Source organism: Paraburkholderia sp. RHO2, from assembly GCF_050955445.1.
GTDB lineage: Bacteria > Actinomycetota > Actinomycetes > Mycobacteriales > Mycobacteriaceae > Prescottella > Prescottella agglutinans_A.
This window is the reverse complement of the sequence record NZ_CP162617.1, coordinates 2,857,314-2,874,570: the sequence shown is the minus strand read 5'-3', so window position 1 is coordinate 2,874,570 and position 17,257 is coordinate 2,857,314. Positions and strand designations below refer to the sequence as shown.

Annotated in this window: 11 protein-coding genes and 2 rRNA genes; 10 read left to right on the top strand and 3 right to left on the bottom strand. The window is 65.3% G+C overall.

From position 1 onward, the window contains the following. Window positions 1-2 precede the first annotated feature (2 nt). The 6 genes from argF to ABTV10_RS13225 all read left to right on the top strand — a co-directional run bounded on the left by argF (window position 3) and on the right by ABTV10_RS13225 (window position 7,504). A complete protein-coding gene (argF, locus tag ABTV10_RS13250) occupies window positions 3-944 on the top strand; it encodes an ornithine carbamoyltransferase (protein ID WP_499027556.1) in 942 nt (313 codons plus the stop codon). Continuing rightward, a complete protein-coding gene (locus ABTV10_RS13245) occupies window positions 941-1,450 on the top strand; it encodes an arginine repressor (protein ID WP_127916646.1) in 510 nt (169 codons plus the stop codon). The genes argF and ABTV10_RS13245 overlap by 4 nt, the downstream gene beginning before the upstream one ends. Before the next feature lie 49 nt (window positions 1,451-1,499). Then, window positions 1,500-2,699 (top strand): argininosuccinate synthase, encoded by a 1,200-nt coding sequence (locus ABTV10_RS13240; RefSeq protein WP_127916647.1) that lies wholly within the window; start codon window positions 1,500-1,502, stop codon window positions 2,697-2,699. A 2-nt stretch (window positions 2,700-2,701) separates the two neighbouring features. Then, window positions 2,702-4,123, top strand: a complete 1,422-nt coding sequence (gene argH / locus ABTV10_RS13235) for an argininosuccinate lyase (protein WP_499027554.1) — start codon at window positions 2,702-2,704, stop codon at window positions 4,121-4,123. Between the two features lie 114 nt (window positions 4,124-4,237). Then, window positions 4,238-7,222: an acyl-CoA synthetase gene (locus tag ABTV10_RS13230; protein ID WP_499027552.1), complete on the top strand. Its 2,985-nt coding sequence runs from the start codon at window positions 4,238-4,240 to the stop codon at window positions 7,220-7,222. Window positions 7,223-7,291: 69 nt separating this feature from the next. Then, the gene (locus ABTV10_RS13225; protein WP_499035177.1) at window positions 7,292-7,504 is read left to right on the top strand and encodes a Trm112 family protein; all 213 of its coding nucleotides are present in this window, start codon (window positions 7,292-7,294) and stop codon (window positions 7,502-7,504) included. Between the two features lie 9 nt (window positions 7,505-7,513). Here ABTV10_RS13225 and ABTV10_RS13220 read toward each other — a convergent pair whose 3' ends face one another. Genes ABTV10_RS13220 through ABTV10_RS13210 form a run of 3 tightly spaced genes read right to left on the bottom strand, consistent with a single transcriptional unit; the run spans window position 7,514 to window position 9,632 of the window. Then, a complete protein-coding gene (locus ABTV10_RS13220) occupies window positions 7,514-8,068 on the bottom strand; it encodes a TetR/AcrR family transcriptional regulator (protein WP_499027550.1) in 555 nt (184 codons plus the stop codon). 53 nt (window positions 8,069-8,121) lie between these two features. Beyond that, entirely contained in the window at window positions 8,122-8,883 is a 762-nt protein-coding gene (locus ABTV10_RS13215) for an ABC transporter permease (RefSeq protein WP_499027548.1), read from the bottom strand. Continuing rightward, on the bottom strand, window positions 8,880-9,632 hold the full coding sequence (locus ABTV10_RS13210; RefSeq protein WP_499027546.1) for an ABC transporter ATP-binding protein: 753 nt from the start codon (window positions 9,630-9,632) through the stop codon (window positions 8,880-8,882). The genes ABTV10_RS13215 and ABTV10_RS13210 overlap by 4 nt, the downstream gene beginning before the upstream one ends. 115 nt (window positions 9,633-9,747) lie before the next feature. On the opposite strand from ABTV10_RS13210, the gene ABTV10_RS13205 reads away from it, so the two are divergent. From ABTV10_RS13205 to ABTV10_RS13190, 4 genes are all read left to right on the top strand, one after another. After that, window positions 9,748-10,392 (top strand): DNA-3-methyladenine glycosylase, encoded by a 645-nt coding sequence (locus ABTV10_RS13205; protein WP_499027544.1) that lies wholly within the window; start codon window positions 9,748-9,750, stop codon window positions 10,390-10,392. Beyond that, window positions 10,385-11,662 (top strand): tyrosine--tRNA ligase, encoded by a 1,278-nt coding sequence (gene tyrS, locus ABTV10_RS13200; RefSeq protein ID WP_499027542.1) that lies wholly within the window; start codon window positions 10,385-10,387, stop codon window positions 11,660-11,662. Before ABTV10_RS13205 ends, tyrS begins: the two co-directional genes overlap by 8 nt. Window positions 11,663-12,225: 563 nt before the next feature. Further along, window positions 12,226-13,746: ribosomal RNA gene (locus tag ABTV10_RS13195) — 16S ribosomal RNA — on the top strand. A gap of 337 nt (window positions 13,747-14,083) precedes the next feature. Beyond that, window positions 14,084-17,212 (top strand): 23S ribosomal RNA (locus tag ABTV10_RS13190). Together the 16S and 23S rRNA genes form the textbook arrangement of a ribosomal RNA operon. Window positions 17,213-17,257 lie beyond the last annotated feature (45 nt).

Below are 17,257 nucleotides of genomic sequence, written 5' to 3'. Positions count from 1 at the left end.
ACATGACCATTCGGCACTTCCTGAGGGACGACGACCTTACCCCGGCTGAGCAGGCCGAGGTGCTCGAGCTCGCTCGGGATCTCAAGTCGAATCCGTTCTCGCGCAAGCCGCTCGCCGGCCCGCGCGGTGTGGGTGTCATCTTCGACAAGAACTCGACCCGCACGAGGTTCTCGTTCGAGATGGGCATCGCGCAGCTCGGCGGGCACGCGGTCGTCGTCGACGGCAGCAAGACTCAGCTCGGACGTGACGAGACGCTGCAGGACACCGGCCGTGTCCTGTCCCGCTTCGTCGACGCCGTCGTCTGGCGCACATTCGGGCAGGAGCGGCTCGAGCAGATGGCCGAGGGCGCCACGGTTCCGATCGTGAACGCGCTGTCGGACCAGTTCCACCCGTGCCAGGTGCTCGCGGACCTGCAGACCATCGCCGAACGCAAGGGTGCGCTCGCGGGCCTGCGGCTCACGTATCTCGGCGACGGCGCCAACAACATGGCGCACTCGCTGTTGCTCGGCGGCGTCACCGCAGGCATGCACGTGACGATCGCTGCCCCGCTCGGGTTCTCACCCGATCCCGCGGTCGTCGATGCCGCCCGTACGCGGGCGGAGCAGACCGGCGCGATGGTCACCCTCACCGACGACCCGCAGGCCGCCGTCGCCGGCGCCGACGTGCTGGTGACCGACACCTGGACGTCGATGGGACAGGAGGAGGACGGGCTCGACCGCGTCGGGCCGTTCCGTCCGTTCCAGATCAACGCCGATCTGCTCGCGAAGGCCGCGCCCGACGCCGTCGTCCTGCACTGCCTGCCCGCGCATCGGGGCGAGGAGATCACCGACGAGGTCCTCGACGGCCCGCAGTCCGCGGCGTGGGACGAGGCCGAGAACCGGCTGCACGCGCAGAAGGCGCTGCTCGTGTGGCTGCTCGAACGACGCTCCGGGGCGCGGCCGTGACCTCCGCCCCGGGCACGCAACCGGCCGCAGCCGTCGCGCACACGCGCGCCGGCCGGCAGGCACGCATCACCGCGCTGGTGGCCGAACGGCACATCCGCAGCCAGGCCGAACTCGCCGCGCTGCTCGCGGCGGAGGGCATCGAGGTCTCCAATGCGACGCTGTCGCGCGACCTCGAGGAACTCGGAGCGGTGAAGCTGCGGGCCGCCGACGGCGGTGCCGGGGTGTATGTGGTGCCGGAGGACGGCTCGCCCGTGCGGGGCGTCTCCGGCGGCACCGACCGCCTCTCCCGGCTGCTCGGCGAGCTGCTGGTGTCGACCGACGCCAGTGGGAATCTCGCCGTGCTCCGTACCCCGCCCGGGGCCGCGCACTACCTGGCCAGCGCGCTGGATCGGGCCTCGCTGCCCGACGTCGTCGGCACTATCGCGGGTGACGACACGATCCTCGTCGTGGCCCGCGAACCGCTCACCGGAGCGGAGCTTGCCGCGGCGATAGAGCGCCTGGCCTGACCACTAGACTCTTTCTCGAACACTTCTATCTCTAAGGAGCACACACACCATGGCTGAACGCGTCGTACTCGCCTACTCCGGCGGGCTGGACACCTCGGTGGCCATCAGCTGGATCGGCAAGGAGACCGGCAAAGAGGTCGTCGCCGTCGCCATCGATCTCGGCCAGGGCGGCGAGGACATGGAGGTCGTGCGTCAGCGTGCCCTCGACTGCGGCGCCGTCGAGTCGGTCGTGGTGGATGCGCGTGACGAGTTCGCCGACGAGTACTGCCTGCCGACGATCCAGGCCAACGCGCTGTACATGGACCGCTACCCGCTGGTCTCGGCCATCAGCCGTCCGCTGATCGTCAAGCACATCGTCGAGGCCGCGCGTGCGCACGGCGGCACCGTCGTCTCGCACGGCTGCACCGGCAAGGGCAACGACCAGGTCCGCTTCGAGGTGGGCTTCGGTGCCCTGGCTCCCGACCTCGAGGTCATCGCGCCGGTCCGCGACTACGCGTGGACCCGCGAGAAGGCGATCGCCTTCGCCGAGGAGAACAACATCCCGATCAACGTCACCAAGCGTTCGCCGTTCTCGATCGACCAGAACGTGTGGGGCCGCGCGGTGGAGACGGGCTTCCTCGAGGATCTGTGGAACGCTCCCACCAAGGACGTCTACGACTACACCCAGGACCCGACGCTCAACTGGAACAGCCCCGACGAGCTGATCATCAGCTTCGAGGCCGGCAAGCCGGTCGCGATCGACGGCAAGCCCGTCACCGTGCTCGAGGCCATCCAGGAGCTCAACAAGCGTGCGGGCGCGCAGGGCGTCGGCCGCCTCGACGTCGTCGAGGACCGTCTCGTCGGCATCAAGAGCCGTGAGATCTACGAGGCTCCGGGCGCGATGGTGCTCATCACCGCGCACCAGGAGCTCGAGCACCTCACCCTCGAGCGCGAGCTGGGCCGCTACAAGCGTCAGATGGAGCAGCGCTGGAGCGAGCTGGTCTACGACGGCCTGTGGTTCTCGCCGCTCAAGGACGCGCTGGACTCGTTCGTCGCGAAGACCCAGGAGAGGGTCACCGGCGACATCCGCCTCTTCCTGCACGGTGGCGCGATCACCGTCAACGGCCGTCGCAGCCCGCAGTCGCTGTACGACTTCAACCTGGCGACCTACGACGAGGGCGACACCTTCGACCAGTCGTACGCCAAGGGCTTCGTCAACATCCACGGCCTGTCTTCCAAGGTCGCGGCGAAGCGCGACCTGGGCCTCTGATCGTGTCCGCCCACGGCACCAACGAGGGCGCCCTGTGGGGCGGCCGGTTCGAGTCCGGACCGGCCGCCGCCATGGCGGCCCTGAGCAAGTCGACGCACTTCGACTGGACGCTCGCGCCCTACGACGTGCGGGCCTCGCAGGCGCACGCCAAGGTCCTGCACAAGGCGGGGCTGCTCAGTGACGCCGATCTCGGGACGATGCTCGACGGCCTCACCCGGCTCGCCGCGGACGTTGCCTCCGGGGCGTTCGTGCCCGCCGAGTCCGACGAGGACGTCCACGGCGCGCTCGAGCGCGGTCTGATCGAGCGGGTCGGTCCCGAGGTCGGTGGCCGGCTGCGTGCCGGCCGCTCCCGCAACGACCAGGTGGCCACGCTGTTCCGGATGTGGCTGCGCGACGCGGTCCGCCGGATCGCGGACGGCGTGCTCGACGTCGTCGAGGCGCTCGCGACGCAGGCGGCGGCGCACCCGGACGCCGTCATGCCCGGCAAGACGCACCTGCAGGCGGCGCAGCCGGTCCTGCTGGCGCACCACCTGCTGGCGCACACGCATCCGTTGCTGCGCGACGTCGAGCGTCTGCGCGACTTCGACAAGCGGGCTGCGGTGTCCCCGTACGGGTCCGGCGCGCTGGCCGGGTCGTCGCTGGGGCTGGATCCCGACGCGATCGCCGCCGAGTTGAATTTCGATGCGGCCGCGGAGAACTCGATCGACGCGACGTCGTCGCGGGACTTCGCCGCCGAGGCGGCGTTCGTGTTCGCGATGATCGCGGTCGACCTGTCCCGGATGGCCGAAGAGGTCATCATCTGGAGCACACCGGAATTCGGCTACATCACGCTCGCCGACGCGTGGTCGACGGGATCGTCGATCATGCCGCAGAAGAAGAACCCGGACGTTTCGGAGCTGACTCGCGGCAAGGCCGGGCGACTGATCGGCAACGTGACGGGTCTGTTGGCCACGCTCAAGGCGCAGCCGCTCGCGTACAACCGCGATCTGCAGGAGGACAAGGAGCCGGTGTTCGATTCGGTGGCGCAGCTCGAGCTGCTGCTGCCGGCCATCACCGGACTGGTCGCCACGCTGGAGTTCCACACCGATCGCATGGCGGAGCTCGCTCCCGCGGGCTTCACGCTCGCCACCGACATTGCGGAATGGATGGTGCGGCAGGGCGTTCCGTTCCGCGTGGCGCACGAGGCGGCCGGCGCGTGCGTCCGCGTCGCGGAGGCTCGTGGCGTCGGGCTCGACGAGCTCACCGACGAGGAGTTGGCCGGTGTCGATCCGGCGTTGACCCCCGCGGTGCGTGAGGTGCTCACCGTCCACGGGTCGATCGCGTCGCGCAGTGCCCGCGGCGGTACGGCCGGGATCCGCGTCGCGGAGCAGCTCGGTGGCGTGCGTCGATCGGCAACCGCGCTGCGCGAGTGGACCCGCGCGTAGCGCGAATCGGAGAAACCACTCGGTGTAACCGCGCTCCCACACACGCAGTAATGTGAAAGGCTCATCGAACAGGATGTGATGAAAGTCACGATGGGTTGCTGGGGGAGTGCGCTGGTGAGTCTCAGTTCCGACTACGTGGTGGGTTCGCTTCGACGGGCAATCGCCACGGCGCAGAACGGTCTCGAGGTGGTACGCCTCGGCGGTCTGGAAACGGGTGCGACGCCGTCCCCGTTCCAGATCGTCGAGCGCGCCCCGATGTACCGCCTGCGCCGCTACTTCCCGGACACCGATCCGGCCGATGTGGGGCCGCCGATCGTCCTCGTCCCGCCGATGATGATGTCGGCCGACGTCTACGACGTCACGCGTGATCAGGGTGCAGTCGGCATCCTCCACGAGATGGGGCTCGACCCGTGGGTCGTCGACTTCGGTTCCCCCGACACCGAGGAGGGCGGCTGGGACCGGACGCTCGCCGACCACATCGTCGCGATCAGCGAGATCGTCGACGTGGTCCATGAGCACACCGGTCGTGATGTGCACCTGTCCGGCTACTCGCAGGGCGGCATGTTCTGCTACCAGGCGGCGGCGTATCGGCGGTGCCGCAATGTCGCCAGCCTCGTCACGTTCGGGGCGCCCGTCGACACCCTCGCCGCGCTTCCCTTCAACATTCCGGCGGGCCTTGCGACCAGAGGTGCGGACATCCTCGCCGATCACGTCTTCAATCGCCTCTCGATCGCCGGTTGGATGGCGCGGACCGGCTTCCAGCTGCTGGACCCGGTGAAGACGGCCAAGTCCCGACTCGATTTCCTCCGGCAACTGCACGACCGTGACGCGTTGCTCCCTCGCGAGCAGCAGCGCCGTTTTCTGGCGCAGGACGGCTGGGTCGCGTGGTCGGGGCCGGCGGTGGCGGAACTGCTCAAGCAGTTCATCGTGCACAACCGGATGATGACCGGCGGCTTCGTCATCAAGGACGCCGCCGTCAGCCTCGCCGAGATCTCGTGCCCGATCCTTGCCTTCGTCGGCGAGGTCGACGACATCGGCCAGCCTCTCGCGGTCCGCGGTATCAAGCGGGCGGCGCCGCGCGCGGAGGTGTTCGAATCGACACTGCGCGCGGGCCATTTCGGGCTCGTGGTCGGATCGGCCGCGGCGGCGCGCACGTGGCCGACCACCGGCGAGTGGGTGCGCTGGCGCGAAGGTATCGGGCCACGACCGGAGTCGGTGGACGTGATGATCCACGACGAACCGTCCGGCGTCGACAGCGGCGTGAGCATCGCCAACCGGATAACCCATACCGTCGCGTCGATCGCGGAGGTCGGGGCCGGGGTGGGCAAGGGGATCGCGGATTTCGCGACCGACACCGTGCGGGGCACGCGCGAGTTGTCCATCGAGGCGGCGCGCGCCCTGCCCCGACTGGTCCGCCTGGGGCAGTTGCAGCCGCGTTCGCGGATCTCGCTCGGCCTTTTGCTGGCCGAACAAGGGCGCCAGGCGCCCGGCGGCGAGTGCTTCCTGTTCGACGACCGAGTCCACACCAACGTCGCGGTCAACACACGGATCGACAACGTGGTGCGGGGCCTCATCCATGCCGGCGTCCGGCCCGCCACCCACGTCGGCGTCCTCATGGAGACCCGCCCGAGCGCGCTGGTCGTGATCGCGGCCCTGAGCCGACTGGGTGCGGTGGCCGTGCTGTTGCCGCCGGGCGGGGACCTGGAGGAGGCGGTCCGACTGGGCCGGGTGGACCGGATCGTCGCGGACCCCGACAACCTCGAGGACGCCGTGGTCACCGGCCAGCAGGTGCTGGTGCTCGGCGGCGGCGAGTTCCGAGGTCTCGCGGTGGAACTCGGACCGGACGTCGTCGATCTCGAGCAGATCGACCCGGCCGCGGTGACGCTGCCCGGGTGGTACCGGCCGGACCCTGGACTGGCGCGCGAACTCGCGTTCGTGATCTTCAGCGGATCGACCGGCAGCCTCGAGGCGAAGTTCATCACCAACTACCGGTGGGCGCTGTCGGCTTTCGGCACCGCGTCTGCGGCCTCGCTCAGTCGCGGAGACACCGTGTACTGCCTTGCGCCGCTTCATCATTCGTCCGGGCTGATGGCCACTCTCGGTGGCGCGGTGGCAGGCGGGGCCCGAATCGCGCTGTCACGCGGCCTCGACCCGGAGCGATTCGCGGAGGAGATCCACCGTTACGGCGTGACCGTCGTCAGCTACACGTGGACCTCGATGCGCGAGATCCTCGATGCCAAGTCGCTCCCGCTCGAGGAAGGTCACCCGGTTCGACTGTTCATCGGGTCCGGAATGCCGCCGGGGCTGTGGCGCCGGATCACCGAGCGGTTCGCGCCGGCCCGGGTGCTCGAGTTCTACGCGTCCACGGAGGGCGACGTCGTGCTGGTCAACGTCTCCGGGGCCAAGGTCGGGTCCAAGGGGCGACCGCTGCCCGGCAGCGCGGAGGTCCGGCTCGGTGCGTACGACCCGATCGCGGGCCGGCTGCTCGAGGACGAGAACGGGTTCGTCCGCGAATGCGCGGACGACGAGGTGGGGCTGCTGCTCGGCCGACCCGGCACCGCCGCGGAGGCGGCGTCCGGTGTGATGCGCGGCGTGTTCGCGGCCGGCGACGCGTGGGTCCCGACGGAGAACCTCTTCCGCCGCGACGCGGACGGCGACTACTGGCTCGTCGACCACAAGCACACCGTCGTCGCCGCGGCCCGGGGACCGGTGTTCACGCAGCCGATCGTCGACGTCCTCGGCGAGATGCCGCAGGTCGACCTCGCGGTTGCGTACGGCGTGTCCGCCGGAGAGCACCAGATGGCCGTCGCGGCGATCACCGTCCACGACGGGCGGGTGCCCAGCGTCGCCGAGCTCACCGCCGCGCTCGCGCAGCTACCGTTGGCGCAGTGCCCGGACGTCGTGCACGTGGTGGAGGAGATTCCGCTGGGTGCGTCGTACCGTCCGCGGGCGGCCGAACTCCAGGCGGCCGGCATGCCCCGGCCGAGCGTGCGCGCGTGGTACCTGGACACCGACACCGGCCGGTACAAGCGGTTCACGAAGGCGGCGGCGGCCCGGTTCGGTACCGTCCCGGAGAAGCCCGGCGGGGTGCCCGCGTAAGCGGCCCGGCGCAGACTTGTAGCCTGGACCAGCCGAGATACCGGACGGCCCGAGAGGACTGAAGTGGCTATTGATCCCACCCTGCTCAGCATTCTGGCGTGCCCGCAGGACAAGGGGCCGTTGCTGTTGGTCGGCGACGAGGTGTTGTACAACCCTCGGCTGCGCCGCGCATACCCGATCGAGAACGGCATCCCTGTGCTGCTGATCGACGAGGCACGCGACGTCACCGACGCCGAGCACGAGGATTTTGTCGCGCGCGGCGTCGCAGCGTCCGACAGCTGATCGACCGGTTCACTGCAGCGGCCCGGTGAGGTACCGCTGCAGGGTCGGCGCGACCAGGTGCGCGGCTTCCTCCGTCGAGAGTGCCCCCAGCGCCTCGACGCCAAGGAGGTGGCGGGTCAGGAACAGCCCGGCCATCTGCGAGGCGACCAGCGCGACGCGCAGTTCGCCGGTGCCGGGCGGAGAGTCGACCCTCGGGACGACGTCCCGGAGGGCCACTTCCAGCAGGAAGCTGCGCAGCAGTCGTTCGCGACCGCCGGTGAGCGCCGAGCGCACCGCCGCGACGACCGCGGGCTGATGCGGCGAATCCCAGATGCCGATCACGGTGCGTGCCAGCGCCTCACCGAGCGCATCGACCGGCACGGACTCGAACGTCCCCAGGATCGACGTCGGGTCCATCGGCAGCGCGATCGCCTCGACCAGCAGTCGTTGCTTCGTCCCGAAATAGTGGTGTACGAGGGCCGAGTCGACGCCGGCCTCGGACGCGATCGACCGAATCGTGGTGTGATCGAACCCCTTGTCGGCGAACTGATGTCGGGCTGCGCGGAGGATCCGATCGCGCGTCACGGGCGGCCCCGGTCGGCGGCCGGGGCGGGAAGGCGGCGCGGTGGGCTCGGCCATCACGGTGTGCGACGACGGAGTGTCGCGGCCCCGAGGCCCAGTGCGACGACGACGAACAGGACGACGACGCCGAGGTTGCGCCACATCAGGGCCGTCGTGCCGGGATGGGTGGCTACCTGCTGGAGGGCCTCGACCGCGTAACTGAGCGGGAGAACGTTGCTGATCCACTCGAGCCACTGCGGCAGCTGGTTTCGTGGCACCAGCAGCCCGCACAGCAGGAGCTGCGGGATCACGATCACCGGCATGAACTGCACGGCCTGGAACTCGGTGCGGGCGAACGCACTGCACAGCAGGCCGAGAGCGACGCCGAGTACCGCGTTGACCACGGCGATCAGGATCACCCACGCGATGCTGCCCTGCGTGCTCAGGCTCAGGAATCCGAATGCGACGGCACACGCCAGGGCGGCCTGCGCGGCCGCCGCCAGCGAGAACGCCGTTCCGTAACCCGCGAGGAGATCGAGCTTGGACAGGGGAGTGGTCAGCAGCCGTTCCAAGGTTCCGGAACTGCGTTCGCGCTGCATCGCGATCGAGGTCACGAGGAACATCACAACGAACGGGATGATGCCGAGCATCGTGATCGCGATCCGGTCGAACAGCGGGATCTGGCCGGGTGGGGTCGGCACGTTCTGATAGAGGAAGTACAGCAGCACCATGATCAGCGACGGAACAACCAGGATCATCGCGACTGTGCGCCGGTCCACGCGCAGTTGGCGGAGGATGCGGGTGGTACTCGACGCGTAGATCCGCGGATTGACGATCATCGCTCGACTCCCACCTGTTGGTCGCGGATCAGGGCGAGAAACGCCTCCTCGAGGTTTGTCCTCCCGGTGCGGCGCCGTAGCTCGTCCGGCGGCACGTGCGCGAGCAGGCGGCCGTCGCGCAGCAGCAGGAGGTTCTCGCAATGGTCCGCCTCGTCCATGACGTGACTCGAGATGAGCAACGTCGTGCCCGACGCGGCGAGGGAGGCGAAGTGCTCCCAGAGTTCCGCGCGCAGCACCGGATCCAGACCGACGGTCGGTTCGTCGAGGACGAGCAGTTCGGGTCCGCCGACCAACGCGCAGGCGAGTGACACCCGGCTGAGCTGGCCGCCCGACAGGTCGCCGGCCTGATAGTGGGCGTGCGTGCTCAGCCCGACCGCGTCGATCGTCTCGGTCACCGCGTCGTTCCCTCGTCCGTAGAGGGCGGCGAAGTACCGCACATTGTCGCGGATCGTGAGATCGAGGTACACGCTCGGTGCCTGCGTCACGTATCCGATCCGGCTGCGCAGCGCCGCGGAACCGGCAGGCTCGCCGAGGACGGTCACGGTGCCCGACTCGATGATCTGGGTCCCGACAATGCACCGCATGAGGGTGGTCTTTCCGCATCCCGAGGGCCCCAGCAGCCCGGTGACCGTTCCTCGGGGAAGCGACAGGCTGACGTCCCGCAGCGCGGGCGCGCCACCGCGGCGCACGTTCAGGCCGTCGATCTCGACGGCGATCCCGGCTGCGGACGGCCCGGATGTTCCGGTCATGTCGACCTCGATTCATCGGCTGATGAACTCATCGCTCGATGAATTATTTGTCCGACGCGAGCAGCAGGTCAACGGTTCGCCGGTATCGAACCCGCTTCCGTGCACAATCGTGACCGTGACCGTCACTCCCCGAGACACGCTGCGGACCGCCGAGCATCCGCTCGACGCCGCGCGGGCCGTGCTCGGGGGACTCCTGACTGTCGGCACGGTCCGTGCGCGAATCGTCGAGGTGGAGGCGTACGGCGGCGAATCCACCGGCCCGTGGCCCGATCCGGCCTCGCATTCCTACCGGGGCCGGTCGCCGCGGAACGCGGTGATGTTCGGCGAGGCCGGGCACCTGTACGTGTACCGGAGCTACGGCATGCACTTCTGCGCCAACGTGTCGTACGGACCGGACGGCGTCGCAGGAGGCGTCCTGCTGCGTGCGGCCGAGATCGTGGAGGGCGACGAGTTGGTGTCGTCGCGGCGCCCCGGGATCCGGCGGCCCGCCGACGCGGCCCGCGGGCCGGGGAACCTCGGCTCGGCACTGGGACTCACGCTCGACCACAACGGATTCGATCTCTTCGGTGTCGATCCGGGAATGCGCCTGGTGCTGGGCGACGCCACCGAATACCGCTGCGGTCCGCGGGTGGGAATCGCCGTTGCCGCCGACCGGCCGTGGCGGCTCTGGTTCGACGATTCGGCGGCGGTGTCGGCCTATCGCCGCAGCCCGCGCGCACCGGCTCCCACCACGCGGTGGGATGATCGGGTGCGTGACTGAGAACATCCTTGACGAACTGACCTGGCGGGGGCTCATCGCCCAGTCGACCGATCTGGACGCACTGCGTCGCGAGACCGAGGCCGGTCCAGTCACGTTGTATGCCGGTTTCGATCCGACGGGACCAAGCCTGCACGCCGGGCACCTGGTGCCGCTCCTTGCGCTGAAGCGCTTCCAGCGGGCCGGTCACCGGCCGATCGTCCTCGCCGGAGGTGCCACCGGCATGATCGGTGATCCGCGCGACGTCGGTGAGCGCACCATGAACTCCGCCGACACTGTTTCGGAGTGGGCCGAGCGCATCCGGTCGCAGCTCGAGCGGTTCGTCGACTTCGACGATTCCTCGACGGGCGCCGTCATCGAGAACAACGCGAACTGGACGTCCAAGCTCACCGCGATCGACTTTCTGCGCGACATCGGCAAGCACTTCTCGGTGAACGTGATGCTGGCCCGCGACACGGTCAAGCGCCGCCTCGAGTCGGACGGGATCTCCTACACGGAGTTCAGCTACATGCTCCTGCAGGCAAACGACTTCGTTCACCTGCGCCGTACCTACGGATGCACGCTCCAGGTCGGCGGCTCCGATCAGTGGGGCAACATCATCGCCGGCGTCGACCTCAACCGGAAGCTCGACGGGGCGTCGGTGCACGCGATGACGGTGCCGCTCGTGACGTCCTCCGACGGCAAGAAGTTCGGCAAGTCCACCGGTGGCGGCAGCCTGTGGCTCGATCCCGAGATGACGAGCCCGTACGCCTGGTACCAGTACTTCGTGAACACCGGCGACGCCGACGTCATGCGCTACCTGCGGTGGTTCACCTTCCTCTCGCAGGAGGAGCTGGCCGAGCTCGAGACCGCAACCGCGGAACGCCCGCAGGCCCGCGAGGCGCAGCGCCGACTCGCCGCGGAGATGACGACGCTCGTGCACGGACAGGACAACACCGATGCTGTCGAGCACGCCAGTAAGGCGCTGTTCGGGCGGGCGGAGCTGGCCGAGCTCGACGAGTCGACGCTCGCGGCGGCCCTGAAGGAGGCCTCGATCGCCGAGGTCGGGACAGGGGAGCCGCGCACCATCGTCGACCTGCTCGTCGCGAGCGGGTTGTGCGAGAGCAAGGGCGCTGCACGCCGCGCGGTCAAGGAAGGCGGGGCCTACGTGAACAACCAGCGTGTCGAAACCGAGGACTGGGAGCCCCGGACCGCCGACATGCTGCACGGTCGGTGGTTGGTCATCCGCCGCGGGCGGAAGAACTTCGCTGGCATCAAGGTCCTGGCGAGCTGACGTGTCCGGCGTCACGGCGATCTAGTTGGGCCCCGAGGGGGCGGGATTTTTCCCGCCCCCTTCGTGCTACCTGGGATTTCGCGAACCGGGCGTGTCCACGCGGCCTGCTGACCTGGCGATTTGGCGATCCGCGCAAGGTTCGCGTAACTTATTCGAGGTCAGAGCGACACGGACACCGACCCGGCCGCGACCTTCACCGGTCAGCGTGGGAAAACGAGGTTGTACGGGGAGCGCCTGGCGAATCTGCTGAAACTCTCTCCGGGGATCGGATTTGCGTCCGGTGCCGGTAGGGGTTAGGCTGGAACGGTTGCCCCGGAACGAGGAACTGCATGGTTTCGAGTGATGGTGTGCGCGTGTTCTTTGAGAACTCAACAGTGTGTCGATGAATGTCAGTGCCAAATATTTTGGTACTCCACGCCATCATTTTTGGTGGGGTGGGTATTTGCTGATCGTCTCATTCTTCCGTCTGGGGCGGTCAGTGCAAGCTAGTTTGAGTTTTTTTGCTAGTGATTTGACTCGATGTCTATGGCTGATTGCCGGTTTTGCCGGCCAATCTAGAGTCTTCAACGGAGAGTTTGATCCTGGCTCAGGACGAACGCTGGCGGCGTGCTTAACACATGCAAGTCGAGCGGTAAGGCCCTTTCGGGGGTACACGAGCGGCGAACGGGTGAGTAACACGTGGGTGATCTGCCCTGCACTCTGGGATAAGCCTGGGAAACTGGGTCTAATACCGGATATGAGCTCCTGTCGCATGGCGGGGGTTGGAAAGGTTTACTGGTGCAGGATGGGCCCGCGGCCTATCAGCTTGTTGGTGGGGTAATGGCCTACCAAGGCGACGACGGGTAGCCGGCCTGAGAGGGCGACCGGCCACACTGGGACTGAGACACGGCCCAGACTCCTACGGGAGGCAGCAGTGGGGAATATTGCACAATGGGCGAAAGCCTGATGCAGCGACGCCGCGTGAGGGATGACGGCCTTCGGGTTGTAAACCTCTTTCAGCAGGGACGAAGCGCAAGTGACGGTACCTGCAGAAGAAGCACCGGCCAACTACGTGCCAGCAGCCGCGGTAATACGTAGGGTGCGAGCGTTGTCCGGAATTACTGGGCGTAAAGAGCTCGTAGGCGGTTTGTCGCGTCGTCTGTGAAAACCCGCAGCTCAACTGCGGGCTTGCAGGCGATACGGGCAGACTTGAGTACTGCAGGGGAGACTGGAATTCCTGGTGTAGCGGTGAAATGCGCAGATATCAGGAGGAACACCGGTGGCGAAGGCGGGTCTCTGGGCAGTAACTGACGCTGAGGAGCGAAAGCGTGGGTAGCGAACAGGATTAGATACCCTGGTAGTCCACGCCGTAAACGGTGGGCGCTAGGTGTGGGTTTCCTTCCACGGGATCCGTGCCGTAGCTAACGCATTAAGCGCCCCGCCTGGGGAGTACGGCCGCAAGGCTAAAACTCAAAGGAATTGACGGGGGCCCGCACAAGCGGCGGAGCATGTGGATTAATTCGATGCAACGCGAAGAACCTTACCTGGGTTTGACATATACCGGAAACGCCTAGAGATAGGTGCCCCCTTGTGGTCGGTATACAGGTGGTGCATGGCTGTCGTCAGCTCGTGTCGTGAGATGTTGGGTTAAGTCCCGCAACGAGCGCAACCCTTGTCCTGTGTTGCCAGCGCGTAATGGCGGGGACTCGCAGGAGACTGCCGGGGTCAACTCGGAGGAAGGTGGGGATGACGTCAAGTCATCATGCCCCTTATGTCCAGGGCTTCACACATGCTACAATGGCCGGTACAGAGGGCTGCGATACCGTGAGGTGGAGCGAATCCCTTAAAGCCGGTCTCAGTTCGGATCGGGGTCTGCAACTCGACCCCGTGAAGTCGGAGTCGCTAGTAATCGCAGATCAGCAACGCTGCGGTGAATACGTTCCCGGGCCTTGTACACACCGCCCGTCACGTCATGAAAGTCGGTAACACCCGAAGCCGGTGGCCTAACCCCTCGTGGGAGGGAGCCGTCGAAGGTGGGATCGGCGATTGGGACGAAGTCGTAACAAGGTAGCCGTACCGGAAGGTGCGGCTGGATCACCTCCTTTCTAAGGAGCATTCTCCAGTACACCGTTCACACAGGTGAGTCGGTGGCTGGCAGAGGCCGTGTAGTCCCCAATCGTGGGACTGCGGTTGCTCATGGGTGGAACACTGACAAGCATTTTCTTCACGAACCGCCGGCCCCTGTGCTGGTGGGAAGAGAGTTATATCGGCGCACTGTTGGGTCCTGAGGGAACACGCGAGTGATCTTTCATGGAAGAAACGACAAGCGGGAAGCGCAGGTCATACCGCAGCGGGAACGGAAGTTCCGGTTGGTCCGGTGTCTGCACGGGTTTTCTGCTTGTGTGTTGTTTGAGAACTGCACAGTGGACGCGAGCATCTTTGTTGTAAGTGTTTAAGAGCGTACGGTGGATGCCTTGGCACCAGGAGCCGATGAAGGACGTAGGAGGCTGCGATAAGCCTCGGGGAGCTGTCAACCGAGCTGAGATCCGAGGATGTCCGAATGGGGAAACCCAGCCACAGTGATGTGTGGTTACCCGCGCCTGAATATATAGGGCGTGTGGAGGGAACGTGGGGAAGTGAAACATCTCAGTACCCACAGGAAGAGAAAACAACATGTGATTCCGTGAGTAGTGGCGAGCGAAAGCGGATGAGGCTAAACCATGGGTGTGTGATAGCCGGCGGGCGTTGCATTCGTGGGGTTGTGGGATCCGTCTTGTCAATTCTGCCGGATTGGCCGACAGTAAGAAATCATCGTGTTAGTCGAAGTGGTCTGGAACGGCCTGTCGTAGAGGGTGAGAGTCCCGTAGACGAAAACATGGTGACTGTCGTGGCGGACACCCGAGTAGCAGCGGGCCCGTGAAATCTGCTGTGAATCTGTCGGGACCACCCGATAAGCCTGAATACTCCCTGGTGACCGATAGCGGACTAGTACCGTGAGGGAAAGGTGAAAAGTACCCCGGGAGGGGAGTGAAATAGTACCTGAAACCGTGCGCTTACAATCCGTCAGAGCCTGCGCCACTTCGGTGGGTGGGTGATGGCGTGCCTTTTGAAGAATGAGCCTGCGAGTTAGCGGCATGTCGCGAGGTTAACCCGTGTGGGGTAGCCGTAGCGAAAGCGAGTCCGAATAGGGCGTTCGAGTGGCATGTTCTAGACCCGAAGCGGAGTGATCTACCCATGGCCAGGGTGAAGCGACGGTAAGACGTCGTGGAGGCCCGAACCCACTTAGGTTGAAAACTGAGGGGATGAGCTGTGGGTAGGGGTGAAAGGCCAATCAAACTCCGTGATAGCTGGTTCTCCCCGAAATGCATTTAGGTGCAGCGTCGTGTGTTTCACTCTGGAGGTAGAGCTACTGGATGGCCGATGGGCCCCACAAGGTTACTGACGTCAGCCAAACTCCGAATGCCAGAGTGTGAGAGCACGGCAGTGAGACTGCGGGGGATAAGCTTCGTAGTCGAGAGGGAAACAGCCCAGATCGCCGGCTAAGGCCCCTAAGCGTGTACTAAGTGGAAAAGGATGTGGGGTCGCGAAGACAACCAGGAGGTTGGCTTAGAAGCAGCCACCCTTGAAAGAGTGCGTAATAGCTCACTGGTCAAGTGATCCTGCGCCGACAATGTAGCGGGGCTCAAGTACACCGCCGAAGCCGCGGCATTCACATAACACCCCGGATGGTTTACGGATCGTCCGGCAGTGGTGTGGATGGGTAGGGGAGCGTCGTGCAGCCATGGAAGCGGCAGTGTGAACTAGTCGTGGAGGCTGCACGAGTGAGAATGCAGGCATGAGTAGCGAAAGACGAGTGAGAAACTCGTCCGCCGAATGACCAAGGGTTCCTGGGCCAGGTTAATCCGCCCAGGGTGAGTCGGGACCTAAGGCGAGGCCGACAGGCGTAGTCGATGGACAACGGGTTGATATTCCCGTACCCGTGTGAACGCGCCCCTGGTGAATCAGTGATGCTAAGCGCCCTGAAGCCGGCCGTTGTCCTTCGGGACTGTGGTTGGTGGATGCGCGTGAACCGATCTGGTAGTAGCCAAGCGATGGGGTGACGCAGGAAGGTAGCTGAGCCAGTCAGTGGTAATACTGGTGTAAGCGTGTAGGGCGTGGCCTAGGCAAATCCGGGTCACATACAGCCTGAGACGTGATGCGTAGCCGATTGAGGCGAATTCAGTGATCCTATGCTGCCGAGAAAAGCCTCTAGCGAGCTTTCACACGGCCCGTACCCCAAACCGACACAGGTGGTCAGGTAGAGAATACTAAGGCGATCGAGATAACTGTGGTTAAGGAACTCGGCAAAATGCCCCCGTAACTTCGGGAGAAGGGGGGCCTCTGCCGGTGACCGGACTTGCTCCGTGAGCTGGTGGGGGCCGCAGAGACCAGAGAGAAGCGACTGTTTACTAAAAACACAGGTCCGTGCGAAGTCGTAAGACGATGTATACGGACTGACGCCTGCCCGGTGCTGGAAGGTTAAGAGGACCGGTTAGCCAGTAATGGCGAAGCTGAGAATTTAAGCCCCAGTAAACGGCGGTGGTAACTATAACCATCCTAAGGTAGCGAAATTCCTTGTCGGGTAAGTTCCGACCTGCACGAATGGCGTAACGACTTCTCTGCTGTCTCAACCACAGACTCGGCGAAATTGCATTACGAGTAAAGATGCTCGTTACGCGCGGCAGGACGAAAAGACCCCGGGACCTTCACTATAGCTTGGTATTGGTGTTCGGTTCGGTTTGTGTAGGATAGGTGGGAGACTGTGAAGCGGGCACGCCAGTGTTCGTGGAGTCGTTGTTGAAATACCACTCTGATCGTATTGGACATCTAACCTCGGACCATGATCTGGTTCAGGGACAGTGCCTGGTGGGTAGTTTAACTGGGGCGGTTGCCTCCCAAAATGTAACGGAGGCGCCCAAAGGTTCCCTCAGCCTGGTTGGCAATCAGGTGTCGAGTGCAAGTGCACAAGGGAGCTTGACTGTGAGACTGACAGGTCGAGCAGGGACGAAAGTCGGGACTAGTGATCCGGCACCGGCAAGTGGAAGCGGTGTCGCTCAACGGATAAAAGGTACCCCGGGGATAACAGGCTGATCTTCCCCAAGAGTCCATATCGACGGGATGGTTTGGCACCTCGATGTCGGCTCGTCGCATCCTGGGGCTGGAGTAGGTCCCAAGGGTTGGGCTGTTCGCCCATTAAAGCGGCACGCGAGCTGGGTTTAGAACGTCGTGAGACAGTTCGGTCTCTATCCGCCGCGCGCGTTAGAAACTTGAGGAAGGCTGTCCCTAGTACGAGAGGACCGGGACGGACGAACCTCTGGTGTGCCAGTTGTTCCGCCAGGAGCACTGCTGGTTAGCTACGTTCGGAAGGGATAACCGCTGAAAGCATCTAAGCGGGAAGCCTGTTCCAAGATGAGGTTTCTCACCCCCTCGAGGGGGTAAGGCCCCCGGCAGACCACCGGGTTGATAGGCCAGAACTGGAAGCACAGTAATGTGTGGAGGTGACTGGTACTAATAGGCCGAGGACTTACCACAAAGAAGCTACGCGTCCACTGTGCGGTATCTGAAACAACACACAGA

Coding starts and splice junctions, on each gene's coding strand:
- argF (WP_499027556.1), top strand. CDS start 3: ATGACCATTCGGCACTTCCTGAGGGACGACGACCTTACCCCGGCTGAG.
- ABTV10_RS13240 (WP_127916647.1), top strand. CDS start 1,500: ATGGCTGAACGCGTCGTACTCGCCTACTCCGGCGGGCTGGACACCTCG.
- ABTV10_RS13215 (WP_499027548.1), bottom strand. CDS start 8,883: ATGATCGTCAATCCGCGGATCTACGCGTCGAGTACCACCCGCATCCTC.
- ABTV10_RS13210 (WP_499027546.1), bottom strand. CDS start 9,632: ATGACCGGAACATCCGGGCCGTCCGCAGCCGGGATCGCCGTCGAGATC.